30 protein-coding genes and 1 pseudogene are annotated in these 26,006 nt (G+C 50.1%); 22 read left to right on the top strand and 9 right to left on the bottom strand.

Annotation, left to right across the window (positions count from 1 at the left end):
• Positions 1–40: 40 nt before the first annotated feature.
• Both AF_RS08125 and AF_RS08120 read left to right on the top strand, forming a co-directional pair.
• Positions 41–427 carry a HEPN domain-containing protein gene (locus AF_RS08125; RefSeq protein ID WP_010879111.1) on the top strand — a complete coding sequence of 129 codons (387 nt, stop codon included), beginning with the start codon at positions 41–43 and terminating at the stop codon, positions 425–427.
• Positions 424–765 (top strand): nucleotidyltransferase domain-containing protein, encoded by a 342-nt coding sequence (locus AF_RS08120; RefSeq protein WP_010879110.1) that lies wholly within the window; start codon positions 424–426, stop codon positions 763–765. Before AF_RS08125 ends, AF_RS08120 begins: the two co-directional genes overlap by 4 nt.
• Here AF_RS08120 and AF_RS08115 read toward each other — a convergent pair.
• From AF_RS08115 to proS, 4 genes are all read right to left on the bottom strand, one after another.
• Complete coding sequence (locus AF_RS08115) at positions 762–2,972, bottom strand: amino acid transporter (RefSeq protein ID WP_010879109.1); 2,211 nt, start codon at positions 2,970–2,972, stop codon at positions 762–764. The genes AF_RS08120 and AF_RS08115 overlap by 4 nt on opposite strands.
• Positions 2,973–3,035: 63 nt before the next feature.
• Complete coding sequence (locus AF_RS08110; protein ID WP_048064426.1) at positions 3,036–4,058, bottom strand: bis-aminopropyl spermidine synthase family protein; 1,023 nt, start codon at positions 4,056–4,058, stop codon at positions 3,036–3,038.
• Position 4,059: 1 nt separating this feature from the next.
• Positions 4,060–4,398 (bottom strand): adenosylmethionine decarboxylase, encoded by a 339-nt coding sequence (gene speD, locus AF_RS08105; RefSeq protein ID WP_010879107.1) that lies wholly within the window; start codon positions 4,396–4,398, stop codon positions 4,060–4,062.
• 326 nt (positions 4,399–4,724) lie between these two features.
• The gene (gene proS / locus AF_RS08100; RefSeq protein WP_048064425.1) at positions 4,725–6,140 is read right to left on the bottom strand and encodes a proline--tRNA ligase; all 1,416 of its coding nucleotides are present in this window, start codon (positions 6,138–6,140) and stop codon (positions 4,725–4,727) included.
• 371 nt (positions 6,141–6,511) lie between these two features.
• Between proS and AF_RS08095 the strand changes: the two genes are divergently transcribed.
• From AF_RS08095 to AF_RS13885, 16 genes and pseudogenes are all read left to right on the top strand, one after another.
• Entirely contained in the window at positions 6,512–7,549 is a 1,038-nt protein-coding gene (locus AF_RS08095; RefSeq protein ID WP_010879105.1) for an ABC transporter ATP-binding protein, read from the top strand.
• A complete protein-coding gene (locus tag AF_RS08090) occupies positions 7,546–8,292 on the top strand; it encodes an ABC transporter permease (RefSeq protein WP_010879104.1) in 747 nt (248 codons plus the stop codon). Before AF_RS08095 ends, AF_RS08090 begins: the two co-directional genes overlap by 4 nt.
• On the top strand, positions 8,289–9,017 hold the full coding sequence (locus tag AF_RS08085; protein ID WP_010879103.1) for an ABC transporter permease: 729 nt from the start codon (positions 8,289–8,291) through the stop codon (positions 9,015–9,017). Before AF_RS08090 ends, AF_RS08085 begins: the two co-directional genes overlap by 4 nt.
• A gap of 31 nt (positions 9,018–9,048) precedes the next feature.
• A complete protein-coding gene (locus AF_RS13740; protein ID WP_048064424.1) occupies positions 9,049–9,591 on the top strand; it encodes an ABC transporter substrate-binding protein in 543 nt (180 codons plus the stop codon).
• A complete protein-coding gene (locus tag AF_RS13735; protein WP_048064423.1) occupies positions 9,584–10,237 on the top strand; it encodes an extracellular solute-binding protein in 654 nt (217 codons plus the stop codon). The genes AF_RS13740 and AF_RS13735 overlap by 8 nt, the downstream gene beginning before the upstream one ends.
• An 81-nt stretch (positions 10,238–10,318) precedes the next feature.
• A pseudogene (locus AF_RS13895) lies at positions 10,319–10,915 on the top strand (indole-3-glycerol-phosphate synthase); the annotation flags it as partial.
• A gap of 78 nt (positions 10,916–10,993) precedes the next feature.
• Positions 10,994–11,956 carry an anthranilate phosphoribosyltransferase gene (gene trpD, locus AF_RS13890; protein ID WP_048064717.1) on the top strand — a complete coding sequence of 321 codons (963 nt, stop codon included), beginning with the start codon at positions 10,994–10,996 and terminating at the stop codon, positions 11,954–11,956.
• On the top strand, positions 11,935–13,170 hold the full coding sequence (locus tag AF_RS08065; RefSeq protein WP_010879100.1) for an anthranilate synthase component I: 1,236 nt from the start codon (positions 11,935–11,937) through the stop codon (positions 13,168–13,170). Before trpD ends, AF_RS08065 begins: the two co-directional genes overlap by 22 nt.
• On the top strand, positions 13,167–13,703 hold the full coding sequence (locus AF_RS08060) for an anthranilate synthase component II (protein WP_010879099.1): 537 nt from the start codon (positions 13,167–13,169) through the stop codon (positions 13,701–13,703). The genes AF_RS08065 and AF_RS08060 overlap by 4 nt, the downstream gene beginning before the upstream one ends.
• The gene (locus AF_RS08055) at positions 13,693–14,292 is read left to right on the top strand and encodes a phosphoribosylanthranilate isomerase (protein ID WP_010879098.1); all 600 of its coding nucleotides are present in this window, start codon (positions 13,693–13,695) and stop codon (positions 14,290–14,292) included. Before AF_RS08060 ends, AF_RS08055 begins: the two co-directional genes overlap by 11 nt.
• On the top strand, positions 14,279–15,433 hold the full coding sequence (trpB, locus tag AF_RS08050; RefSeq protein ID WP_048064422.1) for a tryptophan synthase subunit beta: 1,155 nt from the start codon (positions 14,279–14,281) through the stop codon (positions 15,431–15,433). Before AF_RS08055 ends, trpB begins: the two co-directional genes overlap by 14 nt.
• Positions 15,430–16,176, top strand: coding sequence for a tryptophan synthase subunit alpha (trpA, locus tag AF_RS08045; protein WP_010879096.1), 747 nt, complete (start codon positions 15,430–15,432; stop codon positions 16,174–16,176). The genes trpB and trpA overlap by 4 nt, the downstream gene beginning before the upstream one ends.
• A 54-nt stretch (positions 16,177–16,230) precedes the next feature.
• Entirely contained in the window at positions 16,231–16,542 is a 312-nt protein-coding gene (locus AF_RS08040; RefSeq protein WP_010879095.1) for a DUF4234 domain-containing protein, read from the top strand.
• A gap of 80 nt (positions 16,543–16,622) precedes the next feature.
• Complete coding sequence (locus tag AF_RS13130) at positions 16,623–16,799, top strand: hypothetical protein (protein WP_010879094.1); 177 nt, start codon at positions 16,623–16,625, stop codon at positions 16,797–16,799.
• Positions 16,800–16,889: 90 nt separating this feature from the next.
• Positions 16,890–17,117, top strand: coding sequence for a hypothetical protein (locus AF_RS08035; protein ID WP_143274441.1), 228 nt, complete (start codon positions 16,890–16,892; stop codon positions 17,115–17,117).
• Complete coding sequence (locus AF_RS13885; protein WP_143274440.1) at positions 17,114–17,284, top strand: transcriptional regulator; 171 nt, start codon at positions 17,114–17,116, stop codon at positions 17,282–17,284. The genes AF_RS08035 and AF_RS13885 overlap by 4 nt, the downstream gene beginning before the upstream one ends.
• A 50-nt stretch (positions 17,285–17,334) precedes the next feature.
• On the opposite strand, the gene AF_RS08030 is transcribed toward AF_RS13885, so the two are convergent.
• From AF_RS08030 to AF_RS08015, 5 genes are read right to left on the bottom strand one after another with little or no spacing between them, the layout of a single operon-like run.
• Positions 17,335–18,249, bottom strand: a complete 915-nt coding sequence (locus AF_RS08030) for a TIGR00269 family protein (protein WP_010879092.1) — start codon at positions 18,247–18,249, stop codon at positions 17,335–17,337.
• Positions 18,246–18,977, bottom strand: a complete 732-nt coding sequence (locus AF_RS08025; protein ID WP_244372745.1) for an Lrp/AsnC family transcriptional regulator — start codon at positions 18,975–18,977, stop codon at positions 18,246–18,248. Before AF_RS08025 ends, AF_RS08030 begins: the two co-directional genes overlap by 4 nt.
• Positions 18,967–19,185 carry an Lrp/AsnC family transcriptional regulator gene (locus tag AF_RS13500; RefSeq protein WP_244372743.1) on the bottom strand — a complete coding sequence of 73 codons (219 nt, stop codon included), beginning with the start codon at positions 19,183–19,185 and terminating at the stop codon, positions 18,967–18,969. The genes AF_RS08025 and AF_RS13500 overlap by 11 nt, the downstream gene beginning before the upstream one ends.
• Positions 19,182–19,874, bottom strand: a complete 693-nt coding sequence (locus AF_RS08020; protein ID WP_048064420.1) for a precorrin-2 dehydrogenase/sirohydrochlorin ferrochelatase family protein — start codon at positions 19,872–19,874, stop codon at positions 19,182–19,184. Before AF_RS08020 ends, AF_RS13500 begins: the two co-directional genes overlap by 4 nt.
• A 25-nt stretch (positions 19,875–19,899) precedes the next feature.
• A complete protein-coding gene (locus AF_RS08015) occupies positions 19,900–20,760 on the bottom strand; it encodes a ribbon-helix-helix domain-containing protein (protein WP_010879088.1) in 861 nt (286 codons plus the stop codon).
• 715 nt (positions 20,761–21,475) lie between these two features.
• Between AF_RS08015 and AF_RS08010 the strand changes: the two genes are divergently transcribed.
• Genes AF_RS08010 through AF_RS07995 form a run of 4 tightly spaced genes read left to right on the top strand, consistent with a single transcriptional unit; the run spans position 21,476 to position 25,999 of the window.
• Positions 21,476–22,651: an Nre family DNA repair protein gene (locus AF_RS08010; protein WP_010879087.1), complete on the top strand. Its 1,176-nt coding sequence runs from the start codon at positions 21,476–21,478 to the stop codon at positions 22,649–22,651.
• Entirely contained in the window at positions 22,636–23,403 is a 768-nt protein-coding gene (locus tag AF_RS08005; protein ID WP_010879086.1) for an SPL family radical SAM protein, read from the top strand. The genes AF_RS08010 and AF_RS08005 overlap by 16 nt, the downstream gene beginning before the upstream one ends.
• Before the next feature lie 51 nt (positions 23,404–23,454).
• Positions 23,455–24,681, top strand: coding sequence for a saccharopine dehydrogenase family protein (locus AF_RS08000; protein ID WP_010879085.1), 1,227 nt, complete (start codon positions 23,455–23,457; stop codon positions 24,679–24,681).
• A 4-nt stretch (positions 24,682–24,685) separates the two neighbouring features.
• Positions 24,686–25,999 (top strand): RuBisCO large subunit C-terminal-like domain-containing protein, encoded by a 1,314-nt coding sequence (locus tag AF_RS07995; RefSeq protein ID WP_010879084.1) that lies wholly within the window; start codon positions 24,686–24,688, stop codon positions 25,997–25,999.
• Positions 26,000–26,006: the final 7 nt, after the last annotated feature.

Below are 26,006 nucleotides of genomic sequence, written 5' to 3'. Positions count from 1 at the left end.
GATGGAAAGGTTAATTACTTTTGGTGCCAATTAAACTTCAATGGGCATTGAGGAAATGGAAATTTTAAGGGAGAGAGCTTTCAAGTTCCTTAAAAATGCTGAACAGTTGATTGAATCTGGGGTTTACGATATTGCAGCCTTCAACATCCAGCAATTTGTCGAGCTTTACCTGAAGTACGCTCTTTTCAAAAAAGTTGGCGATTATCCGAAAACGCCCTCGATAAAGCGATTACTCAGGGAGATTGGGAAGGCTTCGGGAAAAATTGATGCTGTTGAGGAGTTCATGAGGGAGAACATAGACAGAATCTCCAATGTGGAGAATGCCTACATAACCTCCCGCTACATTCCATCGGAATTTGAGAGGATAGAAGTTGAGAACATGCTAAAATTGGCGAGGAAAATCCGAGATCTGGTTGATGCCTTATGAGCTTTGATGTTTTCATTGAAACGGCCAGAGAGGAGAGGAAGTACTTCGAGAACTACCGCCACTATGCCAAGATCATAAAGAAGCTGGCCAAAAAAATGCTTGAGGATGCTGAAGTGTACGTTTTCGGCTCGGTTGTTGAGGGCAGACACACTCCAGCGAACGACATCGACATCTTAATCGTATCCAAACATGTTCCAAAAAGAAACGAGGACAGGGCGAAAATTGTTGGGCAAATTCTCAAAGATATTGACGTCTTTGCCCCCTTCGAAATACACCTCGCAACTCCTGAGCTGTTTGAAATCTACAGAAAATTTGCAAAGAAAATGGAAAAGGTTTAGCGATTCAGCAGCCCGACCCACTTCCTTGTCATAGCAACGGTCTTCGACGTTTTCATAACCACTTTCTCCGGAAACAGTCCTGTGAGAAAGTTCTTCAGGAAGGTTCTCTCCGATGCGCCTACTATTACCAAATCAAAGCTCTCCGCCTCTCTCGCCACGACGTCAGAGGGGGAGGAGCTGATGGCAAATTCCCTTTCCACGTTAAGCCCATTCAAAATCTCCATAGCCTCTTCAAACACTTTCTCCGCCTTTTCCCTCTCCTTTTCCGAGCTTCCGACGTAAAGCAGCTTAATCCTTCCGCTCTTGTCCTCAACCAAAGCCCTTGCAATCTCGTAACCAAGCTTGGCGTGCGGTCCGCCAATTGTGGAAATCAAAACGTCCCTGAATTCGGGAATCTTCTCTCCCGGTTCAAATCGTATCACCACAACATCGCATTTCGCCTTCAAAAGCACAGGGTCGATGGTGCTGCCAAGAACGACGTCCCTCCTGAAGGTTCTGCCTCTCCATCCCATGACGATCATGTTAGCCTTCCACTCTTCAGCGGTGCTGAGAATCGCTTCCGAAACGCTGTGGCTCACCTTTACCACCCCGCCCGAGGGAACGCTGAGGTTCATAAGTCCTTCAACAAGCTCCTTGGCCTTCTTCACATCTTTAGCTGGAGCAGATATTGGAGTTTGCTGAGGAAGCCTCACGGTGTTGAGAATGACAACCGCCCCCTTCTTCTTCCTCGCTATTAACTCAGCAAACCTAACGAGCTTTTTAGCAATTACCGGATTTGCAACGGGAACGAGAATCGTGTACTCCATTTTCTCCACAGGTTTTTCGGTGAAGACCGTCATTACTTCCTCTTCCTCCCTCTTCTCCAGCTCCTTTTCGGAGTAGGCAAAGTAGAAGAAGGAGCCGAGGAACATCCACGCAATTGTGATCAGGAAAACACCCTCTCCGTGTTCAACCTGCGTTATGAGGAAGTATGAGACGACTGCGAGCAGAGCCGCGGCAATGGCTGGAAGTACCGGCACGAGCGGAAGGCGGAAGGCGCTCTGAATGTCCGGCCTCCTCAGGCGGAGAATGATGAGCGTGACGTTAACAGCGAGAAAGAGGATTATGAACATCAGGCTTGCCGCAGATGCTACCGCCTCAATTGGAGCGAGAGAAGCTGCGGCGATTATAATATAGCTGAAAAAGATGGCGTAGTGTGGGGTTTTGGTTCTCTCGTTTATCGCTGAAAGAGAGCGGTGTAGGTAGCCGGAGCGGCTTAAAGCAAAGATTACCCTCGAGGAGGAGTAAATTGTGGCGTTCATTGCGCTTATGGTTGAAATCAGCCCTCCTGCCAGAATCATCCACCCGCCAAGGGGCATGATGCTGTCCGCAACCTTGACAAGGCTCAGCTCCGCCAGCTGGCCGAGATACATCCAGCTCGGCACATCAGCCCTAACAGCCCCCAGAAGAGAGAAGGCAATGAGAATGTAAATGGCAACTGCAACCCACAGCGAAACGACTATTGCTTTGGGAATGTTCTTCTCGGGGTCCTTAACCTCCTCACCGCTCTGGACGATTATCTCAAAGCCCTCGAAGGCAATGAAGGTCAGCCCCATTGCCGCAAGCACCCCTGCGAAGCCTGTGGGGAAGAAGGGTGTGAAAGAGCTTTGCCAGTCAGGATAGCTCAGCATTTTGATGATTCCAAACCCTGCAAATACGAGAAGAATGAGAACCTTCAAAACCGTCACTAGGCTGCCGAGAAATCCGCTCTCCTTAGCCCCCCTGTAGTTAACATAGGCAAGAAAGCTGACCATCGCCAGCGACGAAATCTTCGCGGTCAAAACGTGAGGTAGAGGTAAACCAACAAAGCCAACAAGCATCTCCGCAAAAAAGGCTCCGAAGGTCACCGCGTAAAGGGCACAGGCGATGGTGTGAGCGGCCCAGTCAATCCAGCCCGCCATGAAGCCAGCATAATCCCCCATCGCCTCCTTAATCCACAGATACCCTCCTCCAGCCTGAGGCATCGCTGAACCAAGTTCCGCATAGGCCAAGCCCGTGAGAGTTGCGATTATTCCGTTGAGAAAGAATGCAAGAATGATAGCGGGCCCTGCAATACCCGCTGCGATACCAGTAAGAGCGAAAACGCCAGCACCAATCATGCCGGCGATTCCAATCATTGTTATGTCGAAGAAGGAGAGGTCCCTGCTGAGCGAAACCTGAACCTGCATTAGGGCTTGTAAGGTTACGGAGATATAAGCTTGCCGATTTGAAAATCCAAAATGGAAAAGAGATCAGTAGGGGGTCGCCCAGCTCTCGTCGTCCTTGTAAACTTTCTCGTCTATTATCATCTCTCCCTCTACGATGGGCTTGGGCTCCTTCACGGCCTCAATTCTGAAAAGAGTTGAGTTGTACCAGTTGAAGTCCACCTTCGCCTGCAGATGCCTCACGATTGGCAGCTTCTCCTGAAATCTGAAGAAGTTCTTCTCATCCTCAGGATAAACGTTGAACCTCCTCCTGAGGTCAGTGATGATGAAGCCCATGTCGTGAATCATCCTCTGAATCTCGTACCATTTCCTTCTCGAAGCTTCAAGGGTTGTTATGCCGAAGTATCCAGCTCCACCAACGCCCTTAAGCGTTGAAACCCCCCTCGAAAGGAAGAGCTTCAATCCGGGGATTGTCTCTACCGGATCGGTGACGAAGACGTCAAACTTCCTTTTGAGCTCGTCCGGAAAAGCCTGCTGGACGTCATAAACAAAGGCCTCAACGTTGAGGCTATACTCCTCAGCCACCCTGTTTATGAAGTTGATTAGCCTCTCATCGATGTCCACAACAGCAACCTTCTCAGGCATCCCCGTCAGCGATGCGGCAATGCCGAATAGATCATCATCGCCGACGACAAAAATTCTGCCATTCAAATCTCCTCTGTCGTAAACGAACTCAACTCTCCTTATCACACCTTCAAGGCTGATGAATCCCTGATCATAGACTTCAATGGTTTCGGGGCGGTCCTTGGCTATTTCGGAGTACTTCTGCAAAATTTCCTTAAAATAGGGGTTGATTGAAAGCCCCGTACCCTCACAGCACTCACACTCAACATCTCCGCAGAACTTTAGCCTCTCTTTCTCGGCAACCTCCCTGCCCTTCTCGGTAATCCTCACTTTCCCGCTCTCAACTTCAATCAGCCCCTCATCCCTCAAAGAGTTGAGGAGTTCAAAGAACTCCCTCAGCGATGCATCCTGATAGTAAATTAGCTCGTAAACGCTTCTTTCTCCTCCAAGGAGCTTTACCAGTATCTGCCTGACAATCCTGTCCATTTTACCCCCTGTCAAGAACGTAGTGGCGATAGGATTCTGGCTTGAACTTCTCAAGGAACAGCTTAAAGGCCTTCTCGACCTTGCTTGTATCACCGCACGTGAAAATGTCGAGGTTAACAAGCCCGTATTCAGGCCATGTGTGTATAGAAACGTGGCTTTCAGCAATCAAAACAATCCCCGTAACGCCGTGGGGATTGAACTGTTTGTAAACGCTGCCTACTTTCGTAAGCTCTGCTTTATCCACCACCTCCTCCACAATGGAGCGTACCACCTCCTCTTTGGCGATAAGCTCCTCCTTCACCCCGTACAGTTCTGCGATAATATGCCGACCGACTATCATCGCCATCACCCTCCATTTTTTCTCACCTCCTGAAGGAAATATCCAAATTCGGAGCGTTTTCCAACTTTTATGCCAGATTCTATCAGGGTTGGTCTATTTGTAACGAAACCACACGAATCTGGCTGGAAATAATCTCATGTCCTTTGACATTTAAATTTTTCGACGATTTTAAACAGTTTTCATACGGGAAAATTCGAGCTAAAAAGCTATCAAAAGGCTGTTTTGGAAAATTTCTGTTATATTTTAATTGGTTTGGTTGAAAACTGGATTTTTAACTCCTTTTCGCGCCAGTTGGGAGAAAAATATATATTTATTGTTCAAATAATTTAATAAGTCTTGGCTAGAGCCGCCAATCTACCTTCTCTGCCACAAACAACACACTTACCCTCAGGCTCCAAATCCAACCAGTCTGGCACCTCCTCAAACCATCCGAGGAGGCTCTTTCCATGCTCTTCAACGCTGTGTCCGCAGTCCTCATCGCTGCAAAGATAGACCGCTACTACTCCGCCCCATTCTTCAATTTCGCCTGTATTTTCAACAAACTTCACTTTCTCTGCCATCCTTTCCGCTGCTGCATTCCTCAGCCTCTGCTTGAGCTCTCTTGCCCACTCCAGAACCTTGCCCTCATCTACCTCATCCAGCGGAACCTCAAACTTCCTTTTTTCATCCCTGAAAGAAACCACCGCAACCCCCTTCTCCGCATCCCTCGGCCCTATTTCAAATCTTATGGGCACGCCCTTAAGCTCCCACTTGTAGTACTTCGCCCCCGGCCTGTCCTCCCCTTCATCAAGAACGACTCTGAAGGCCTTCAGCTTCTCAGCCAGCTTTCTGCAAGCTTCCATTACCGCCTCTTCCTTGCCCTTGTAGAGAATTGGGATTATGACTATCTGCACTGGTGCAACCTCAAAGGGCAGCACAAGGCCAAGGTCGTCTCCGTGGACGCTTATCAAAGCTGCAATGCATCTCTCCGAAATTCCATAGCATGTCTGGTGGGCGTAGTAGTGCTCGCCGTTGGGCGCTTCATACTTTATGTCAAAAGTTCTGGCGAAGTTGTCGGCTAAATGGTGAACCGTGCCTATCTGCAGTGTTCTGCCGTCGGGCATTATTGTGTCGAATGCTATTGTGTACGCCGCTCCCGGAAACTTGTCCCACTCGGGACGGCGGATGACCATGTAGGGAATGGCAAGGAAATCATAAAACTCTTTATAGAAGCCTATGGCCTTCTTAACGTGCTCCGCTGCCTCTTCAAAGTCTTTGTGCACGGTGTGTGCCTCTTTGAAGGACGTGATCTCCCTCAGCCTGATGAGCGGTCTCGTGTGCTTCGTTTCGTAGCGGAAGGTGTTTACTATCTGGTAAACCTTCAAAGGCAAATCAGCGTGGTTTCTCACCCAAAGTCTGAACATTGGATACATTGCAGTCTCGCTTGTCGGCCTCAAAGCAAGCTTAACGTCAAGGGGCGTTAGTCCGCCGTGGGTAATCCAGTAAACCTCGTCCTCAAAGCCCTTTATGTGCTCTCCCTCCTTGCCAAGCTCGGTCTCAGGGATGAGGGCGGGGAAGTAAACCTCATCATGCTCCCTGTCCATAATCTCTCTCAGCTTTGAGTAAACGAGCTGCCTGATTTTGAAGCCGAAGGGGAACCATACGTAAAGCCCCTTAACCGGATACCTGACGTCCATTATCTCTGCTGTCTGAATGACCTCGTGATACCACTCTGAGAAGTTTTCCTTCGATGGAAGAGTCATCAGAATTGGGAGTGGGCTGCAATATTTATTAGTTTTTGAGTTGCTTGAGGAGTTGTTTTTTGAACTATGCCAAAAGTTGGCTAGACTCCCAAGAATGCAAAGTGCTAACGCCAACAAGCGAATCCGGTGATGTCCAAAAGAGTGGAAAATGTCCTTAAAAGCGACTTTGGTTTTTGAAAATCTAAAAACTGTCCTTTTAAAACTAAAATCATTATCCAAGGTCTGATAAATTTTTGAAATTCTGATTTTCAATTTTATGCCAATTAAAGCTCTTTTTTCTGCGTAAAAAGCATTTAGAATGTTTATCAACATTAGATAAAAAATTGGGCTGACACGAAAGTTTTTTATACAAAATGGATTGATTGTGTTCTGTGGTTGGCTACGCTGTCGAACTTGAGGGCATTTCAAAGAGCTACGACAGCACTACGGTGCTCGAAGACATAAATCTCAGGATTCAGCAGGGTGAGTTCTTCTCCCTGCTTGGCCCAAGTGGTTCCGGGAAAACCACAATCATACGGATAATTGCGGGACTTACCTTTCCCGATCAGGGTTTTGTGAGGATTAACGGGGAGGATTGCACCTCTTTACCGCCCTACAGGCGCAACGTCGGTATGGTGTTTCAGAATCTCGCCCTCTTCCCCCATCTTAACGTTTTTGAAAACGTCGCCTACGGGTTGAGGCTGAGAAAGATTCCCGAAGGTGAGATAAAGGATAGGGTTTACCGCTACCTCGAACTCGTCAACCTCGACCCTGAGATTTACGCAAAAAGGAAGGTAGAGCAGCTATCTGGAGGGCAGCAGCAGAGGGTTGCAATTGCGAGGGCTCTGGTTACCGAGCCTTCCATCCTGCTCCTCGACGAGCCGCTCGGCGCTCTGGATTTAAAGATAAGGCAGCACATGATTTCCGAACTTAAAAGAATCCAGAAGACGCTGGGAACGACCTTCATTTACGTCACCCACGACCAGAGCGAGGCTTTGCTGCTTTCCGACAGGTTGGCCGTCCTCAATGAAGGCAGAATCCACCAGATTGGGACGCCAAGGGAAATCTACGAGAGGCCAAAAACGAGGTTCGTCGCCTCATTCATAGGCGAAACCAACTTTCTGGAGGCAAGGGTCGTGAACGGAGAGGTCATCACCGAAATCGGAAAGGTGAGGGTTTTCGGCCTTGATGGGGCGAGGGAGTTCTGCATATCCATCCGCCCTGAAAAGCTTAAAATCAACCAGCAGGCTGAGAACACCTTTGAGGCTGTCGTTGAGGAAATTGGCTACCTCGGAAGCTTTTTGATGCTGAAGCTGAGGGCTGGCGATGTTGTAGTGAAGGCCTTCGCCCCGCCGCAGGAAAATGTTAGGGAAGGGGAAAGGGTGATTGTTGGTTGGGATAGTAGGGATGCGGTAATCTTGGAGGCATGAAGAAACTATCCCTCCCCTCAATCATCTTCCTTCTCGCTTTCTTCTACATTCCATTCGCCATCGTCATACTTTACGCTTTTGGCTATCCCGAATTCACGCTAAAGCACTTCAGAGACGTGCTCAATCCTCTTTACGCCAGCTACATCCTCAACTCAGCCATCATCGCCTTTCTGACCACAGCAATCTGTCTTGCAATTGCCTACCCCGTTGCGTACTACATAGCCCTTAAGGCCGGAAAGTGGAAAAATGCCCTGCTCATCGCGGTAATACTGCCCTTCTGGATTAGCTTTCTCCTCAGAACATACGCCCTGATGACGATTCTCTCGAAGCTGGGCATAATGTTCACCTTCACCGCGGTGATGGTTGGAATGGTTTACGACTACCTTCCCTTTATGATCCTGCCCCTATACACCGCAATGGAAAGGATGAACGTCTCGACAATCGAGGCTTCATACGTGCTCGGCGCAGACCCGATAAAAACCTTTTTAAAGGTGGTAATGCCTCTCTCAAGGCAGGGGATGATTGCAGGCATTTTTCTCGTTTTCGTTCCGGCCCTCGGCGAGTTCGTCGTACCAGCGATGCTTGGCGGGGTTTCAGCATCCACGCTCGGAACGCTCACGTGGGAGCTATTCATCAGATACCACAACTGGTGGAAGGGCTCTGCTCTCTCGGTCATTTACCTGGCTGTTGTGTTTGCCTTCACAGCTTACTATATAAAGAGGGCGGGGAGGCTGGAGCTATGATTCTGAGGGCTTTCACCATTGCAGTCTTCGCCTTCCTCTACATCCCCATCGTGATCATGATAGCCCTCTCCTTCTACGATGACGGCTTTACGCTGAGGAACTATCAGGCCCTTCTGGAGGACAGGGAGATTGTCAGCGCATTCTTCAACAGCATAGGCGTCGCCTTGCTGTCCACCATCATCTCTGTAATTCTCGGAACACTCGCGGCTTACGCCTTCATGCGAGATCAGATCTCATTCAGCGCCCTTTTCTACCCTCCGATAATAATACCCGAAATCACGGAGGCCGTTTCGCTTTTGCTCTTTTTCATAGTTCTCGGCTTCCCCCTCGGCTTTTACTCAGTCCTGATAGGCCACACCGCCTTCAACATAGCCTTCGTTTTCGTGATAGTTTCGGCAAGAGGCGCTAACCTCAGAAGGGAGTTCGAGGAAGCCTCGTACATACTCGGAGCCAACGAGTTTCAGACCTTCAGGAAGGTAACTCTGCCACTTCTCATGCCCGGAATAATCGCAGCTTCGCTCATAGCCTTCACTCTCTCATGGGACAACTTCATAAAGACCGTATTCACCACCGGGCCGGGATTCGAGACTCTCCCGTTAATCATATGGTCTCAGGCCGCGAGAGGTGTTGTAAGCCCTACAATAAACGCCCTCGCCTCTCTGATGATTGTAATCTCCCTTCTTCTGTCTTATATTTACGTCAGAATCACTGTGAGCGAGAGGTAAATTATTTATTCAGCTTCCATCACTTCAATCTATGCCAAGACTGACGAGAAGGCGTTTTATCGGTCTTGCTGCTGGAGTGGCGGGAATGACGCTTTTTGGAGGCCTGAGAATGCCAAAAGCCAGAGCCGCGGAGAACAGCCTTAAAATCTGGAACTGGAGCTACTACATTGATGAGGCTTTACTCGATGAATTTGCAGCCCACGCAGGAATTCCAAGGGAGAACATAGTTTACGATGAATATGACGACCCAAACGTCGTCCTTTCGAGGCTTGAGGCTGGGAAGAGCGGATACGATGTTGTCATCATCCCCGACTACATCCTTGACGTGGCGATAAAGGAGGGATTGCTCATGGAGCTTAACAAGAGCCTGATTCCCAATTACCCTCACCTTGACGAGAAGTTCAAATCAACTCCCTACGACCCGGAAGGCAGGTACAGCGCTGTTTACATGTGGGGCACGACTGGTTTCGGATACAGATCCGATTTGGCGGAGAAGGTCACAACCCTCAGGCAGATTTTTGACCCCGACTACGGCTACCTGAAGAAGTACAGCCAAGAAGATAACGATGCTTGAGGAGCCGATTGAGGTTATACTGGCGTGCAAGGCCTTTCTCGGCAAAAGCGTTGACGATTGGAGCGACGAGACGATGCAGGAGGTTAAGGAAGCTCTTATAAGACAGAAGCCCTATCTCGCAGCCTACGCCGGAGCAAACGTTTACGTTGAGGGGCTGAAGAACGGAAGCATCTACGTAGCCCACGCCTACAACGGAGACATCGTAAGGCTTCAGGATGAGGAGGGAGTTGATCAGGCGAGCTTTGCAATTCCGGAGGAGGGCGGAACGATATGGACGGACAACATGTGCATTCCGAAAGATGCCGAGAACGTGGAGCTTGCTCACGAGTTCATAAACTTCATGCTCGACCCTGAGGTCTCAGGCAGAAACTCTGACTACATAAAGTACGCCTCACCCGTAAAAGAGGCGAGAAACTACGTCAGCGAGGAGGTGCTTGAAAACCCGGCAGTTTACGTTCCCGAAGACCTGATGAAGAAGCTTTGGTTCACACCTCAGCTGGATGAAGAAGCGAGGAGGAAGATAGAAAATCTCATGATTGAGGTTAAGGCCAGCACAGTAAAGCCTGAAGGAGGCATTCCGGGATTTGAGGTCGGTGCAGCCTTAACGGCTCTCGGTGGATCATCTCTTATCAGAAAGTTTAGGTGACTTTTACCTCTTTTTTGCCATACTATAGCAAAAAGCTTAAATACACTTCGCGGGATTAATCCCACATGGTGGGAGCAGGTGATGGACTTTGGGTTTGTTGATTCGTTGAAGGGAGCAAGCAAAAGAGGTAAGAACGCAGTCATTGCCGAGGTTAAGGTTCGATCCCCCATACACGGCGATTTGCTTAGAGGGAGGAGGATTGAGGACATCTTGAGGGCCTACGAAAAAGCTGGTGCAGCGGCGATTTCGTACATAACAGCAGAGCAGTTCAGCGGAAATTTCGAGACGCTGAAGAAGATTGTTGGGCTTACCGATCTGCCCGTTCTGAGGAAGGACTTCATAAGGGGCAGAAAGGAGGTTGAAAGAACTGCTGAGGTTGAGGCTGCAGCTTTGCTGCTCATAGCGAGGCATCTGAAGGAGAGAACTGCGGAAATGGTTGATTTTTGCTTCGAGCACGGCATCGAGCCTCTGGTTGAGGTTCATCACGCTGAGGATTTGGTTTACGCCGAAAACGCAAGGGCTGTGCTGATAAACAACCGCGACATTGACCGCATGGAGAGGGATGGGGGAAGCATAGATGTCACAGCAAAAATTGCCGAAAAAATCAGGGCTTTCAAGGTTAGCGGGAGCGGAATTGGCAGCGTGGAAGATTTGCTCTTTGTTCTGCAGTATGTGGATGCAGCCCTCATAGGGACCGCCTTCATGATGGCTGAGAACACCGAAGAATTTGTCCAGACAGTTTGTGGAGGCGAGAAGATGATAGAGGATGTTTTGAGGGGGCTGGACTTCGATAAGGCCTACGAGCTCGCAAAAACGCTGCCCGAACTTGATGAAATCAAGATTGCAGCAGTTCTCGCAGCTCTGGAGGCTAAGGGCTACGGTGCAGAGGTAATCGCCGGGTTCGCGAAGGGGGTTGCAGAGAAGTCCAAAATCGAGATCGGCAAGGTTATGGACACCTGCGGGACGGGAGGAGACAAAACGAGCTCGATAAACGTAAGCACGGCTGTTGCTATTGCGCTGTCAACAGTCCATCCCGTTGCAAAGCACGGAAACAGAGCAGTCAGCTCCAAAAGCGGTTCGGCTGACGTTCTGGAAGCTCTCGGTGTGAGAATTGAGATGGATGAAGAGAGGGCGAGGAAAATGATTGCCGAAACCAACTTTGCCTTCCTCTTCGCCCCCCTTTACCACAAAAGCTTTGCAAGGGTTGCCGCTGTGAGAAGAAATCTGGGGATACGGACGATTTTCAACGTCACTGGGCCTTTAACCAACCCCGCAAGGCCTGAGGTGCAAATTGTCGGTGTGGCGAGTGAAATTCTGCTGGTTGAGGTTGCAAAGGCTATGTCGCTGCTCGGCAGAAGAGCGGTCGTGGTTTATGGCAGCGGTATGGACGAGGTCAACCCTAACAGCTCAACTGACATCGCCGTTGTTAATGGCGGAGTTGAGAGGCTTAAACTTGAGCCGGAGGATTTCGGCATCGAGAGGTGCAGAGTTTTGCCATGCAGCAGCAGCGGGGAGTCGGCTGAGAGGATAAGGGCTGTGTTCAGCGGAAAGGGGCTGAAGGAGGACAGAAGGCTCATTGCCATAAACTTTGCAACCGCACTGTTTGCCCTCGGCTATGAGGACCTGAAGGAGAACGTTGAGATTTTTGAGGAAAAGGTTCAGAGCGGGGAGCTTGCGAGAAAGCTGGAGGAAATCGCATGCAAAAGCACGAGTATGTAAACCCGGTGAAGCTCTACTCAGCCATAAGAGACGAGAAATTTCCGTTCATTCTCGAATCCGCGGAGAAGAGCGGCAGGGCGAGATACACATACATATCCTTCAACCCCCTCTACACGGTAAGGGTCGGCAGCAGAACCAGGGTTGATGGGGAGGTTATTTCAAAAATCTCGGACCCCTTCGATGCGCTGAATGAGATTCACGTTAAGGGATTGCTTGTCGGCTACGTTGCCTACGAGGCGGTGAAGAACTATATTGGCAAGAAGCCCCAAACCCCGTCGGTTTTTGGCTGCTACGATGGTTACTTCGTTTACGACCACTACCTGAGAAAGCTCTTCAGCGTAAACGTTGAGAACGCGGATAAGATTGTCGAGAGGGCGAAGAGGGTAGAGGTTGAGCAAGTGAGGGGGAATTCGGAGGTCCTGAGGGCCGGAAGCAGGGAGAAGTTTGAGAAGATGGTGGAGAGAGGGAAGGAGCAGATTTTCGAGGGCGAGGTTTACCAGATTGTGCTTTCAAGGGAGTATGTTGTTGATACGGATTTGAGCCCTTTCCAGATGTATCTGAATTTGAGGGAGACGAATCCGAGCCCCTACATGTTCCTGCTTGAGTTCGACAGGGCCCTGATCGGCTCAAGCCCGGAGACGATGGGAAGGGTTGAGGGAAACAGCTTCATAATCAACCCGATTGCCGGAACCGCCAGGAGGGAGGCGGGAAGGGAGAAAGAGATTGCTGAAAAGCTCCTCAGCGATGAGAAGGAGAGGGCTGAGCACGTCATGCTTGTTGACCTAGCCAGAAACGACGTGAGGAAGGTTTGCAGAGCAGGGAGCGTTAGAGTTTCGAGGTTCATGGAGGTTGTGGAGTATCCGAGCGTTCTGCACATCGAAAGCGAGGTTGTTGGAGAGCTGAAGGCGGGAGTGACGCACTTCGACGCTATGAAAGCCACCTTTCCCGCAGGAACCGTTACCGGAGCGCCGAAACTGAGGGCGATTGAGCTCATAGACGAAATTGAGGGGGATTGCAGAGGGGTTTACGCTGGTGCTGTTGGCTACTTCAGCGAGAATGTTTCTGATCTGGCCATTGCAATCAGGATGATTGAGTTCGACGGAAAGGCGAGGATAAGGGCAGGTGCGGGGATAGTTGCGGACTCCGTTCCTGAAAGGGAGTTTTTCGAGACGGAAAACAAGATAGCGAGGGTTTTGAGGGCGGTTGGGCTATGATAGTCGTTGTTGACTGCAAGGACTCCTTCGTTTACAATCTCGTGGAGTACATCTCTCTGTTCGACAAGGTAAGGGTTGTTGAGAAGGAGAGTGCTGGATTGCTGAGAAAAATGAGCTTTGACGGTGTGGTGATTTCCCCCGGACCGGGAAAGCCGGACAGGAGCCTTGAATTCGTCTTTAAAATGGGCGTTCCTGTGCTCGGCGTCTGCCTCGGCCATCAGATGATTGCGGAGGTTTTTGGAGGGAAAGTGGGGAGGGTTGAGCCCGTTCACGGCAAAACTTCACTTGTTGAGCATGACGGCAGAGGGATTTTTAAAGGGGTGAGAAATCCGCTCAGGGCGGGGAGATATCACTCACTCGCCGTTCTTGAACCGCCAGAAGGCTTTGAGGTGTGTGCAAAAAGTGAAGATGGAGTGGTGATGGGCTTGAGGAGGGGTAAAATACACGGCGTGCAGTTCCATCCGGAGAGCGTGCTTACAGAGGACGGTGTGAGGATGATTAGGAACTTCGTGGAGATGTGCCATGATGGTTAAGGTTTGCGGTGTTAAAAGCCTGAAGGAGCTTGATGCTGTGGAGAGGTATGCAGATTTCACCGGGGTTGTTGTTAAAAGCGATTCAAAGAGGTGCGTGGAGCTTGATGTGGCTAAAGAGCTTATCGGGAGCTCATCCATTCCGGTTTTTGCGGTGTCAACTGCAAGCAGCTACGCGGAATGGGAGGAAATTCTCGCAAAGACGGAATGCAGCTTCGCCCAGGTTCACTCCGAAATGCCGCTGGAGGATTTTGAGAGGCTGAAGGCGGAGGTTAAGGTCATGAAGGCCTTTATTGTTGAAGGCCCGGCTGAAAAGATCGCTGCCAAGATTGAACTCTACTCCCCTCACCTCATTCTCCTCGATTCGGGGTGCGGGAGCGGAAAAACTCACGACTGGAATGTTAGCAAGGCTCTGGCGGAGAGATACGGCGTTTTTCTGGCCGGAGGGCTTAATTTGGACAACGTGAGGGAGGCGATAAGGTTCGTGAGGCCCATGGGCGTTGACGTCTCGTCCGGAGTGGAGAGAGACGGGCTTAAGGATGAGATGCTGGTTAGAGAATTTGTCAGGAGGGCGAAAAATGAAGTTCGGTGAGTTTGGCGGAAGATTTGTTCCGGAGGTTCTTATTCCACCTCTGGAGGAGCTTGAAAAAGCTTATGACAGGTTTAAGGATGATGAGGAGTTCAAAGCAAGGCTGGAATACTACCTCAAAAGCTACGCGGGGAGGCCAACTCCCCTCTACTTTGCAGAGAATCTCAGCAGAGAGCTTGGAGTGAAAATTTACCTGAAGAGGGAGGATTTGCTTCACGGCGGGGCGCACAAAATCAACAACACAATCGGCCAGGCTCTGCTGGCCAAATTCATGGGGAAGAAGAGGGTTATCGCAGAAACCGGCGCTGGGCAGCATGGTGTGGCAACGGCAATGGCGGCAGCCCTTCTTGGACTGGAGGCGGAGATTTACATGGGGGCTGAGGATTACGAGAGGCAGAAGATGAACGTTTTCAGGATGGAGCTGCTTGGGGCGAAGGTTACAGCAGTAGAGAGTGGAAGCAGAACGCTGAAGGATGCGATAAATGAGGCCCTTCGGGACTGGGTTGAGAGCTTCGAGCACACCCACTACCTCATCGGCTCGGTTGTGGGGCCACATCCTTTCCCCACCATCGTGAGGGACTTTCAGGCCGTTATCGGGAAGGAGGCGAGGAGGCAGATTATTGAGGCTGAGGGAGGGATGCCGGACGCCATCATCGCCTGCGTTGGAGGGGGCAGCAACGCCATGGGAATCTTCCATCCCTTCCTGAACGATGACGTTAGGCTGATAGGTGTTGAGGCTGGCGGGGAGGGGATTGAGAGCGGCAGGCATTCAGCATCCCTTACAGCGGGAAGTAAGGGTGTGCTTCACGGCATGCTGTCCTACTTCCTGCAGGATGAGGAGGGGATGATGCTCGACACCCACAGCGTTTCTGCCGGGCTTGACTATCCCGGAGTTGGGCCTGAGCATGCCTACTTGAAGGAGACAGGGAGGTGTGAGTACGTAACGGTGAACGATGAGGAGGCTTTGAGAGCATTCAAGACGCTTTCAAAGCTTGAGGGGATAATTCCCGCCCTGGAATCTGCTCACGCCATTGCCTACGCGATGAAAATGGCTGAGGAGATGCAGAGAGACGACGTTCTGGTGGTGAACCTTTCTGGCAGAGGGGATAAGGACATGGACATCGTGAGGAGGAGGTTGGCATGATTGACAGGTCGCTGATAGTTTTCTTCACGGCCTGCTATCCAACTGCTGAGAAAACTGTTGAGTTCATGCTCACTGCCGCTGAATCCGGTGCTGACGTTATCGAGCTTGGTGTGCCCTTCAGCGACCCGGTGGCTGACGGCAAAACAATTCAGGAGTCCTACGTCAGGGCTCTGAGGAACTTCAGGGTTGAGCGGGTTTTCGAGATTGCGAAGGCCTTCAGGGCTGAGTCGGACAAACCGCTCGTGCTGATGAGCTACTACAATCCAATCTACCGCAGGGGTGTGGAGAGCTTTGTGGAGAAAGCCTACTCCTCAGGGATAGACGCCATGCTCGTTGTTGACTTGCCCTACGACGAGGCCGGAGACTTTGTGGAGGTTTGCAGCAGAACTGGGATGAAGAACGTTTTTCTGGCTGCTCCAAACACGCCTGAAGATAGGCTGAGGGCGATGGACGAGCTTTCAGCTTTCGTTTATCTGGTTTCGACCTACGGTGTTACGGGAGAGAGGGACAGAATCTCCCCGCTTGCCTTTGAAGCGCTGAAGAGGGCTAAGGGCATCTGCAGGAAGCCAGTAGCTGTCGGATTTGGGGTGTCAAAGGCCGATCATGTGAGACAGCTAATCAGCGCGGGGGCGGATGGGGTTGTTGTTGGAAGCGCCTTTGTTCGGCTGATAAATGAGAAAGGGGAGCGTGCAACTGAGGACATAAGGGCTCTGACAGAGAACCTGAGAAGCGGTTTGGTTTGACTCCTTGACAGCAAGCACCAAAAATTTTTTATTTCTAATGCTATTGCACAACGTATGGTAACAAAAAGAAGTCTTTTGAAGCTGTACCTTCTCGGAATAGTTACCCTCGGAATATACTTCATCTACTGGCTGGTTATGGTGAAGAGGGAGCTGAACAGTCTCGGAGCCAACATTCCGACATGCTGGCTTCTGATAATTCCGATAGCAAACATATACTGGCTTTACAAATTTGCGGAAGGATTCGTAAAGGTCCTGAAGCCGGGAGAGAGCGCTGTGCTGTACTTCCTACTCTTCTGGTTGGTCAGCATCATCATGCCGGCAATAGTTCAGTCCGAGCTGAACAAGCTTGCGGAGCGCGGCGGGTAATTTTACCGATGCTGCTCGACTTGCACTCTCAAATTAAGAGTTTCACCATGGTATATTAACAGATGCGCTCAAGCTGAAACATGGGTGAGGATGCAGTAAGGCTGGGAGAGCTGGCCTTAAAACTTGAAAGGTATCGATACAATGTAGCACTGGCTACAACTTGGGCAATTTTTGGGATGGTCTTTGGATCCATGATAACGCTGGCCAGCAGTTTAATGCTTCTCGGTCTTGGATATGAGGTTCACTGGCACTACTAACAATAGCCGGAATATTCAGCGGATGCATTTTTCTTAGATTCTTCCGAAGATATATACCTCTGGAAGGTGAAATTAAAAGAAGGTGGCAAATTGGAGCTGCTTTACTCTTCATATTCACTTCTTCCCTTAGCCATCAAAGCAACGGCTTTCTACTTTAGCACCGTCTGGTACCCCTCCCTTGGCTTCGGACTGTTATTTTGTGGGTTATACATCGGGAAGGTTGGAGACGTAATCAGGAGCATGCCTTACTCAGGAATTCTAATTATTCTGAGCTCCACAATTCTCATACCGCTCTCCTATTTATTTTCAGAGAAATGACTGAGGGGGAATTGTCAAAAGCTGGAGGTGTCGATTGGGGCAGCTTAAGCACGCATCTGTCGAGATTGGAGAAGAAGGGTTATGTGGAGAGGAGAAGGGTTATTACGAACAAGGGTGTGAGGACCATTGTAAAAATCACTGAAACCGATACAAAGCATACGTGTTAAAAAGCTCAAAAAACTGATTGAGAGTGCAGAAAGTGAGCCTCCAGACTTTTTTAATCTACGCCCCTGAGCTCCTCAAGCAGCTTGCACGCCTGACATATTCGCCTTGGTGTGGGCTCACCGCACCTCTCACACCTGTTGAGGTCAATCTGCGGATAAATCTCCTTGAGACAGGGAATTAGCTTTTCAAAGCTGCTCATGACCGAGAACTTCCTCCCCGGATACTTATTCTCGAAATCGTATAGGAAATCCCTGACAGCAGCCCTCACTGGGAAGTGGCTGTAGGGGCACTCGTCGAAGTCCATAGGAAGCTCATGCAAAAATCCGTAAACCACAACCTCCTTCTCGTAAACGTAGCGGAAGGGCTTGATCCTCACAACCAAACCTTCCTGAACCCTCTGCGGAACAAGCCTTGCCATCCTCTCCATGTCCGCATTGAGGAAGTTTAGCAGAATGGTCTGAGTTTCATCGTCAAGGTTGTGGCCCGTTGCAAGCTTCGTCGCTCCCATCTCCCTCGCTGTTCTGTTCAGCAGATACTTTCTGAAGACTCCGCAGTAGGTGCAGGGCTTCTTGTCCCCCCTCTTCACCATCTCATCCAACGTCATTCCAAAGTTCTCCTCAAAGGAGACCACGAGATGCTCCATGCCAAGCTGCTCGGTAACCTTCCTCGCAATCTCAACCGTCGGAGGGCGGTAGCCAGCGATGCCTTCGTCGATGGTTATGGCAAAAAACTCCAGATCACTCCTGAACCCATAGAGCTTGTTCAGAACGAAGGCGAGAGTTACGCTGTCCTTACCCCCACTGAGGGCGATGGCAATCCTGTCTCCCTTCTGTATCATGTCGTACTTCTTAACAGCAAGCTTCACCCTCCTCTCGAAGTCCTCTATGAAGTGCCTCTTGCAGAGGTGCCTATTAGCGTGCCTCTGGAAAATTACGGCCCTTCTGCTGCACTTGGAGCAGGTAATCATACCTCTCTCAGATTTGCCCTGCTGTAAATCGTCTCTGCTGCTTCAACGCCCTCGATCTCTGTAACCCTCGCCCTTATCTCCTCTATGGGCTCCCTCGTTACGGCGTGAACCATGAAGTAAATCGGATAGTTCCACTTCTCGCTAACAACCCTCTCAATGAGGTGCGTTATCTGCGGGAATCTTTCAAGCAGTTGCATCGCCACCTTCTCAGGCTTGGCTGAGAGCTTCAAGACCGTCATTCCGTTCTCCCTGAAGCCAACCTTCCTCTCCCTCAGCACTCCGCTGAAATCTCTGCCCACCCCCTTCCTCATAAGCTCTTCTATGATGTCAACAACCTCCTCTTCAGGGCGGTTGAACTTTGCAAAGGGCCTTTCAGCCACATCAAGAGATTCCAGAGCCCTAACAAAATCCTCTTCAAAGCCCAATTCCCTAAGCAAGGGGACGCTTTCGGGCTCCAAACCCCTGTTGCTCCACGAAACGCCCTTAGTCAGATCATACTTAACGTCCATCTTGTAAACCCTTTTCGTCGGCAGAACAACGTATTCTTCCACTCCACACTCCTCAGCAAGGCTAATGACGAGGGCCTCAATTTCCTCAACGTCCCTTCCCTTAACCGTAAACCAGACATTGTAGTAAGCGTCCCTCAAAAAGTTGTGCTTAACCCTGAACTCGTCATGGACGTTAATCTTCGCAGCAACTTCCCTTACATTCACAGCCTTAAAACCCACCAGCGCAGCTCGGCTTGTAATTTGAAAAGGCCCTGTAGTTCAGATTCAGCCCGTACCTCTTGACCACTCCCTGCTCAATGTACTCCCTCACCGCTCTCATCACATCTTCAGGCTTCCTGCCCAGCTTCTCCGCCAAATCTACCAGTGGTGTTGTGGAGAGAGGGAGTTCATACTGCAGGGCCATCAGAAGCTCAACGTCAAGCTTCAAAACTGAATCCCCTCCTCCTCAGCTTTTCTTCTGCCTGAAACGTAATCCTGAACTATCCTCTCAACCAGCTTCTTCGCCTCCTCAACCCTTCCCGCATTTACAAGCTCCAGAAACGTCTCGTCTTTGCTGACAATTGGATACAGCCTCATTCTCAGCTCCACGGGAACGTTGTTGGACTTCATGTAGCTTTTCAGGTAGTCCATTGCCTCCAGAAAGGTAATCAGGTCCTCCCGCCCCTCAAGGGCCTCCTGAAAGAGGTCTCTCACCTTCCTCGCCACAACCCCGCTCTTACCCTCTGTAGTAACAGCAAACCTTATCCCCTCCTTCCCGCCCTCGAAGGGCACAACTACCTCCGTTTTCACCGCATCGTTGGCAAGGTTGACCATTGCCCTGTATTTTGATGCAACTTCAATTATTTTATCGTTAAACTCCTTACTGCCTATGGCCACAACAATCAAATCAAAATTTCTGGCTATGCTCTCAAAATCAAGCTCTTCTGCTGAAGCCTCAACCAGCTTAACCTCTCCTCTCTCAAACATCATCCTGAGCTCATCGCTAAACTCCTTGCTGAAAACCGTCACGTCAGCCCCAACCTCGACAAACTTCTTCGCCCTGAGGGTGCCAACTCCCCCTCCACCAATTACAGCAACCTTTTTCCCTGAAAATTCAATGTAAAGGGGAATCCTCATTGAGTTATAAAGAGAGTTGTGTGGTTTAAAGTATTTCCCCCACCAGCTCACAGCCGTACCCACTGAGGTCTTCTGCGGATGTTAAGACAATCGCCGTTGCGGGGCAGCCTCCCCTTTTTTCAAACAGCATTGCCTTTCCTCCAGCCAAAGCAGCTGCGTAATCCGCCACCTCCTTCAATCCACCGCTCTTAACTGGAAAAATTGCCGAGGCTTTTCCCTCCTTAACCAGCCCCACCAGCCTTTCCACATCCGCCATATCAAGAAGCTCTTCTTCGCTCAACTCAGCTCCGCTGACAGCGTTTCCGAAAAAGTAAATCCTGTCCCCCCTCCTCGGAGAGTTGCGGGTGCTCATATCCCTTAGACCAACAACTGTAGCGACAAAACCGCTCTGCTTGGTCTCAAAAAACTCCTCGTAACCAGCAAGCATGGTGCGAACCTTCATTCTTTCCCTTATTGCCTCAGAAAACATCCTGAAGAAGGTGTGCGTGTAGAGGAATTCGCAGGTTGAGGTCAGCATCACCAGAAGGGGTGTAATGAACCTGCAGCAGGTCTCCACTGCAACCTGATTGGCCATAACCTCAGCCACAAATCCCAGATCCTTCCTGAAGTCCAGTTCAAGCTCCCCCACACCGCCGTAAGAGACGCTGAGCACGCTGACAGAAGTCAAATTGCCAAGGTCAACGTTAACGGCATTTCTCTCCTCGTAAACGTCAACGTTCTTCATAGGCAAAGATGGCTTGAAGTAGAAGCCTATGTTTTCAAGCAGAGACAGATAGAGGGCTATGGAGCTCCTGATAATCTCAGACCTCGACTGGAGGGTTTTCCTCGCCACCTCGTCGATTTTCTCTATTAATCCCTCCTCAAGCCTTAAAGAGACTAGCTTCACACTCTCGTATTACACATGCATTACTTAAGCCTACCCCCTTTGTTTCCTGTGGAAAATGTGGAAAAGGATACAGAAGGGCAAATTCGGGGACAGGAGCTTTATAATGGATTGTTTGTGAAGAGGAGTGCAGAAAGATGGAAAAGTTAAATTTGCAGCTGTAAGAACCAATTTTCGATTTTCGAACGTTGAGATTGTTTTGGAAGCTTCAAACTCAGGCCACCAACATTCATTTTTGAAACTGCAGAATTGCATGCCACCACCCCTTTGTTTCCTGTGGAAGTTTGGAAAAATAGGTTAGGGAGGATTTCAGAAATAAAAATTTGCGCAAAAAAGTTTATTTTGGAAATGGGTTGGAGATATGTTTTTTTGATTTAATCTGCAAGTTTCACGATTTGATTTCACTCTCCACTCAATTGGCGAGAAATAAAGCCAATCAATTTGTAGAGGCTTCAAGCAACCACTTCTTTGCTCCCGAGAACTCACAAAAAAGACGGTTTCGAGTAAAAATCTCCCTAAAATCGCATGGGTTCAGCTGCTTCCCTTCAGCATTATTGCGGAATTTGGTGAGACCTTTATTGATGCGCTATTGAATTTACATCTGGCTTACAAAGAGTTTCTTTAATTTTATCCTCCCTAAGTTTTCCCGCTCGCTTCCCCCCAAAACTAGGGTAGAGGGACCATCACTCTTTTCTACTATTGAGAGTCAAGATTAACTGTGGACTGCATAGAGTGCAGAGGCAGGATGCTTTGCTCCCGAAAGGTATGTCCATTGATGCCCTCACTCAGACCGCAGGTGAGCGTAGAAAGGGATATTCTCGGCTCGTCTCCTCCGTCTGTGTTTGTTGGGAGGTATGGCTATCCAAAGGTGAGAATTTGCCCCGCAGTTCCTCCATTTACCGGTGACACCAAAATCTATGACACTCCTGAGATGTGGCGGGAAGTGCCGGTTGAAAGAGTGCTTGAGTTCCGGTATTCGATGATTCTCGGGCAGTTCAGGGCGGATGTGAGGAGAAGCAAAGAGGTTGAAGTGGTACAGGAGATGAGCCTCTACGATAAACCCATTGACGTCGAAGTGAGCTTTGCAAAGCCCCCTTCCGTAAGGGCATTTTTCGATGACGTCCTTCCACCTTTCGGCGCCTCAGCCCCAGCAAAGGAGGTTATAATTCACTCCGCTCCCCGCCCGCCAAAGGCTGTAGAGAAGGTTTACTACGACACCGATTTGAGAGCGGTTGAGGCGATGAGCTATCTATACGAGCGGGGCGTGGCAGTTTCGCACATTCAGAAGCTGCTTTCTGCCGGAACTCTGGGAGTTAAAAGGAAGCTCGTTCCGACGAGATGGGCGATTACGGCTGTTGACGATACTCTCTCAAAGCAAATTATAGAAGAAATCAAGCAGTATGAAACCATAGACAGATACAGGGTTTTCGTGCTTAAGGAGAGTAAAAATCTGTTTGTTGCCATCCTCTGCCCCTCTCCGTGGAGCTACGAGTGGGGGGAGGCTTGGTATCCCGATACAACATGGAACAGGACTCGCAAGGTTGGAGTTCTGACCGACTCAGAGGGGTTCTTCGGAAGAACGACCTACGCAAGGCTTGGTGGATGCTACTACTCCTCAAGGCTGGCAACAGCGGAGTATCTCAGGCGAATAAGAAGGCAGGCAACGGCTATAGTTTGGAGAGAGATATATCCGGGCTTCAATGTTCCGATAGGAGTGTGGTTCGTGAGAGAGATGCTGCGGAAAATGTACGCAGGGAAATACTGCGAGTTTGACACTCTCGAAGATGCGTTGAGGTTCGTTGACAAGCACTCGAATCTCGACGTGGGGAGATGGATTGAGAAGTCAACTCTGGTCAAGAGGGGGAGGCAGAGGACGCTATGGGAGTTCATGTGATAAGGAAGAGAGTTAAAGCCGCTCTGAGCAGGAGCAACCTTCCTGGGGTGGATTTCACCATCAATCCCTACGTGGGATGCGCTCACGGCTGCATATACTGCTACGCCCGCCTTTACTGCCAGAAGGATATAGGAAAGAGATGGGGCGAAATAGTCGTCATCAAGGAAAACCTTCCTGAGGTTCTTGGTAGAGAGTTGAGAAGAAGGGTAAACGGAAGGGTGGTTTTAAGCACATTAACGGACGCCTACCAGCCTCTGGAGAGGAGGGAAGGATTGACGAGGAGAATTCTCGAAATTCTGATTGAAAACGATTTCAGAGTTGGAATTCAGACCAAGAGCGACCTCGTGCTGAGAGATTTGGATTTGTTTCTGCAGAACGTTTCGAAGGTGGATGTGGGCTTTACGATCACAACTCTGGACAGCAGCCTCGTGAAAATCATCGAGCCTCACGCCCCGTCTCCCTTGAGGAGAGTTAAGGCCATAGAAAGGCTGAGTGAGGAGGGAATAAAAACCTGGATTTTCCTGGGGCCTATAATTCCCGAAAGTGGCGATTTAAAGGAGGTTGTGGAGGTTGCGGCGGCAACTGGCAGCAGGCTTTACTACGACAGGTTCAGGGTTAAGGGTTTTATGAAGGGAGGAGTTGTCGGGGAGATTGCGGATAGGGCGAGAAAAACAGACTGGAAGAAGGTTCTTCGGGATGTAGAGGAGGCTTGCAGGGCGAAGGGTGTGGAAGCACAACCAGCCTTCAGATAGTTTATAACATTAAATCAAAATCTTTATATTTGCTGACACAACCCCAAATTTATGAAGTGCATCGTTCTTGGCTGCGGGACAGTTGGCACAACCGCAGCGATGATATTGAGCAGGTCGGGGATTTTCTCCGAGCTTTATCTTGCAGACTTGAGCAAGGAGAATGCTTTAAAAGCGGCAAACCTCTGCCAGCTCGATGAGAGTAAGGCCATGACGTGCGATGCGGGGAATGTTGATGGGGTCTCAGCGTTGATTAAGGACTTCGATGTCGTGCTTAACTGCGTGGGGCCCTTCTACGAGTACGGCCCTAAAATTCTGAAAGCAGCGATAAAAGCGGGTGTTAACTACGTAGATATCTGTGATGACTATGATGCTACGGTGGAGCAGCTGAAGATGGATGAGGAGGCGAGGAAGGCTGGAATAAAGGCGGTTATCGGAATGGGTAGCTCTCCCGGTCTTGCAAACCTGCTGGCAAAGTATGCCGCCCTCCACCTCTTCGACGAGACTGAGGCGATAGACATCTACCACGCCCACGGCGGAGAGGCTACGGAGGGGGCAGCGGTGGTGAAGCACCGCATCCACTCGATGGAGATGGAGATTCCCGTTTTCCTCGATGGAGAGTTTAAAACTGTAAAGCTCTTTGAGGAAAGTGGAAAAGCGCTTGAGGAGGAGTTCGAGTTCCCACTAATCGGGAAATACTGGGTCTACGCCTACCCTCATCCGGAAACCATAACCCTGCCGAAGTACATTAATGGTGTAAGGAGGGTGACGAACCTCGGCCTCGTTTTGCCTCCGGAGTATGCAGAACTCATAAAAACTCTCGTGAGAATCAGCATGACCTCCTCACCACCAATTAAGGTTGGGGAGCAGATAGTTGATCCGCTGGAGTTTGCAGTAGCGTTCATTCTTTTCAAGAGGGGGGAGCTGCTGAAAAAAGCTGGAATTACGGAGCCTATGGGCTGCGTTACAGTTGCCGTTAAAGGAAAGAAGGGTGGAGAGACGAAGAGATACTACTTCTCTCTCGCCTCAAGAGGAATGGGGATGGGAGAGGGTACAGGAATACCAGCAGCAATAGGGGCCATGCTGATGGGAATGGGGAAGGTTGATGGTGTGGGAGTGATGCCGCCTGAAGCCTGCATAGACCCCATTGATGCTCTGCAGCTTGCCCAAAAGATTCTGCAGGCTATGGGTGTGGAGAGAATTCCGCTAATAGTCGAGGTTGAGGATGATGGCGGGAGGAGAGAGATAGACTTCAGGGAAGTCTTCCCGCAGCTGGGGTGATGGGATGCAGCTCGGCGTGAGACTGAGATTTCAGAAGTTTGAGTATCCTGAGGCAAATCCGGAAGCACTGCCTGAGGGCATCGACCCAGAGGAGTACATCATCGGCACCTACTACATGTCCTTCCCGAAGGGGATGAATCCCTTCGAAATCACTCAAGTTCTCGCCTTGGAGCAGAGCACGGGGACTTGGCTTCCAGTGCCGGGAGAGACGCCTGAAGTAAGGAGGAAGCACGTCGCAAAGGTTGTTGGCGTTTACGAAATTCCAGACTACGAGATTATGGTTCCTCAGGAGGTGGACTGGAGGAATTTCATCGTGCAGATAGCCTTTCCGTGGAGGAACATAGGGAGCAAGCTCTCAATGCTGTTTTCCACCGTTGTGGGGAACATTTCAATGGCTCCAAAGCTTAAGCTGCTCGACCTGAGGTTCCCGAAGGAGTTCGTAAAGGGCTTCAAGGGGCCAAAGTTCGGAATTGAAGGTGTCAGGGATGTGCTTGGAGTTAAAGATCGCCCGCTGCTAAACAACATGATAAAGCCCGACGTTTACTCCCCGCCAGATTTGGGAGCAAAGCTCGCCTACGAGGTGGCGAGGGGAGGTGTGGACATCATCAAGGACGATGAGCTTCTTGCAAATCCAGAGTTCAACAGAATAGAAGAGAGAGTGCCGAAATTCATGGAGGCCATAGACAGGGCCGACGAGGAGAAGGGGGAGAAGACGCTTTACGCTGTGAATGTTACCGCTGACCTGCCTGAGGTGCTGGAGAATGCGGAGAGGGCGATTGAGCTTGGCGCCAACTGTCTGCTGGTCAACTACCTCGCCACCGGCTTTCCGGTGCTGAGAGCCTTGGCCGAGGATGAGAGCATAAAGGTGCCCATTATGGCCCATATGGATGTTGCCGGAGCCTACTACGTCTCTCCGATTTCAGGAGTGAGGAGCACGCTTATACTCGGAAAGCTTCCGAGGCTGGCTGGGGCAGATATTGTCGTTTATCCCGCCCCTTACGGAAAGGCTCCGATGATGGAGGAGAAGTACATTGAGGTAGCAAAACAGCACAGATATCCCTTCTACCACATAAAGCCCTGCTTCCCCATGCCATCAGGCGGAATAGCACCGATTATGGTTCCAAAGCTGGTTAACACGCTCGGTAAGGACTTCGTTGTTGCAGCAGGAGGAGGGATTCATGCACATCCCGATGGCCCTGCTGCTGGAGCGAGAGCATTCAGGCAGGCGATAGATGCGGCAATGCAGGGCTACACAGACCTGAGAAAGTATGCGGAGGAGAACAACCTGCAGGAGCTTTTGAAGGCTCTGCAGCTTTGATTACTTA

The organism is Archaeoglobus fulgidus DSM 4304 (genome assembly GCF_000008665.1).
Lineage (GTDB): Archaea > Halobacteriota > Archaeoglobi > Archaeoglobales > Archaeoglobaceae > Archaeoglobus > Archaeoglobus fulgidus.
This window is presented reverse-complemented; position numbering and strand designations above follow the sequence as displayed.

Excerpts from the sequence above, each read along its gene's own strand:
- AF_RS08125 (WP_010879111.1), top strand. The coding sequence starts at position 41 with ATGGGCATTGAGGAAATGGAAATTTTAAGGGAGAGAGCTTTCAAGTTC.
- AF_RS08120 (WP_010879110.1), top strand. The coding sequence starts at position 424 with ATGAGCTTTGATGTTTTCATTGAAACGGCCAGAGAGGAGAGGAAGTAC.
- AF_RS08115 (WP_010879109.1), bottom strand. The coding sequence starts at position 2,972 with ATGCAGGTTCAGGTTTCGCTCAGCAGGGACCTCTCCTTCTTCGACATA.
- AF_RS08110 (WP_048064426.1), bottom strand. The coding sequence starts at position 4,058 with ATGGACAGGATTGTCAGGCAGATACTGGTAAAGCTCCTTGGAGGAGAA.
- speD (WP_010879107.1), bottom strand. The coding sequence starts at position 4,398 with ATGATAGTCGGTCGGCATATTATCGCAGAACTGTACGGGGTGAAGGAG.
- proS (WP_048064425.1), bottom strand. The coding sequence starts at position 6,140 with ATGACTCTTCCATCGAAGGAAAACTTCTCAGAGTGGTATCACGAGGTC.
- AF_RS08090 (WP_010879104.1), top strand. The coding sequence starts at position 7,546 with ATGAAGAAACTATCCCTCCCCTCAATCATCTTCCTTCTCGCTTTCTTC.
- AF_RS08085 (WP_010879103.1), top strand. The coding sequence starts at position 8,289 with ATGATTCTGAGGGCTTTCACCATTGCAGTCTTCGCCTTCCTCTACATC.
- AF_RS13740 (WP_048064424.1), top strand. The coding sequence starts at position 9,049 with ATGCCAAGACTGACGAGAAGGCGTTTTATCGGTCTTGCTGCTGGAGTG.
- AF_RS13735 (WP_048064423.1), top strand. The coding sequence starts at position 9,584 with ATGCTTGAGGAGCCGATTGAGGTTATACTGGCGTGCAAGGCCTTTCTC.
- trpD (WP_048064717.1), top strand. The coding sequence starts at position 10,994 with ATGATAGAGGATGTTTTGAGGGGGCTGGACTTCGATAAGGCCTACGAG.
- AF_RS08065 (WP_010879100.1), top strand. The coding sequence starts at position 11,935 with ATGCAAAAGCACGAGTATGTAAACCCGGTGAAGCTCTACTCAGCCATA.
- AF_RS08060 (WP_010879099.1), top strand. The coding sequence starts at position 13,167 with ATGATAGTCGTTGTTGACTGCAAGGACTCCTTCGTTTACAATCTCGTG.
- AF_RS08055 (WP_010879098.1), top strand. The coding sequence starts at position 13,693 with ATGATGGTTAAGGTTTGCGGTGTTAAAAGCCTGAAGGAGCTTGATGCT.
- trpB (WP_048064422.1), top strand. The coding sequence starts at position 14,279 with ATGAAGTTCGGTGAGTTTGGCGGAAGATTTGTTCCGGAGGTTCTTATT.
- trpA (WP_010879096.1), top strand. The coding sequence starts at position 15,430 with ATGATTGACAGGTCGCTGATAGTTTTCTTCACGGCCTGCTATCCAACT.
- AF_RS08040 (WP_010879095.1), top strand. The coding sequence starts at position 16,231 with ATGGTAACAAAAAGAAGTCTTTTGAAGCTGTACCTTCTCGGAATAGTT.
- AF_RS13130 (WP_010879094.1), top strand. The coding sequence starts at position 16,623 with ATGGGTGAGGATGCAGTAAGGCTGGGAGAGCTGGCCTTAAAACTTGAA.
- AF_RS13885 (WP_143274440.1), top strand. The coding sequence starts at position 17,114 with ATGACTGAGGGGGAATTGTCAAAAGCTGGAGGTGTCGATTGGGGCAGC.
- AF_RS08030 (WP_010879092.1), bottom strand. The coding sequence starts at position 18,249 with ATGATTACCTGCTCCAAGTGCAGCAGAAGGGCCGTAATTTTCCAGAGG.
- AF_RS08020 (WP_048064420.1), bottom strand. The coding sequence starts at position 19,874 with ATGAGGATTCCCCTTTACATTGAATTTTCAGGGAAAAAGGTTGCTGTA.
- AF_RS08005 (WP_010879086.1), top strand. The coding sequence starts at position 22,636 with ATGGGAGTTCATGTGATAAGGAAGAGAGTTAAAGCCGCTCTGAGCAGG.
- AF_RS08000 (WP_010879085.1), top strand. The coding sequence starts at position 23,455 with ATGAAGTGCATCGTTCTTGGCTGCGGGACAGTTGGCACAACCGCAGCG.
- AF_RS07995 (WP_010879084.1), top strand. The coding sequence starts at position 24,686 with ATGCAGCTCGGCGTGAGACTGAGATTTCAGAAGTTTGAGTATCCTGAG.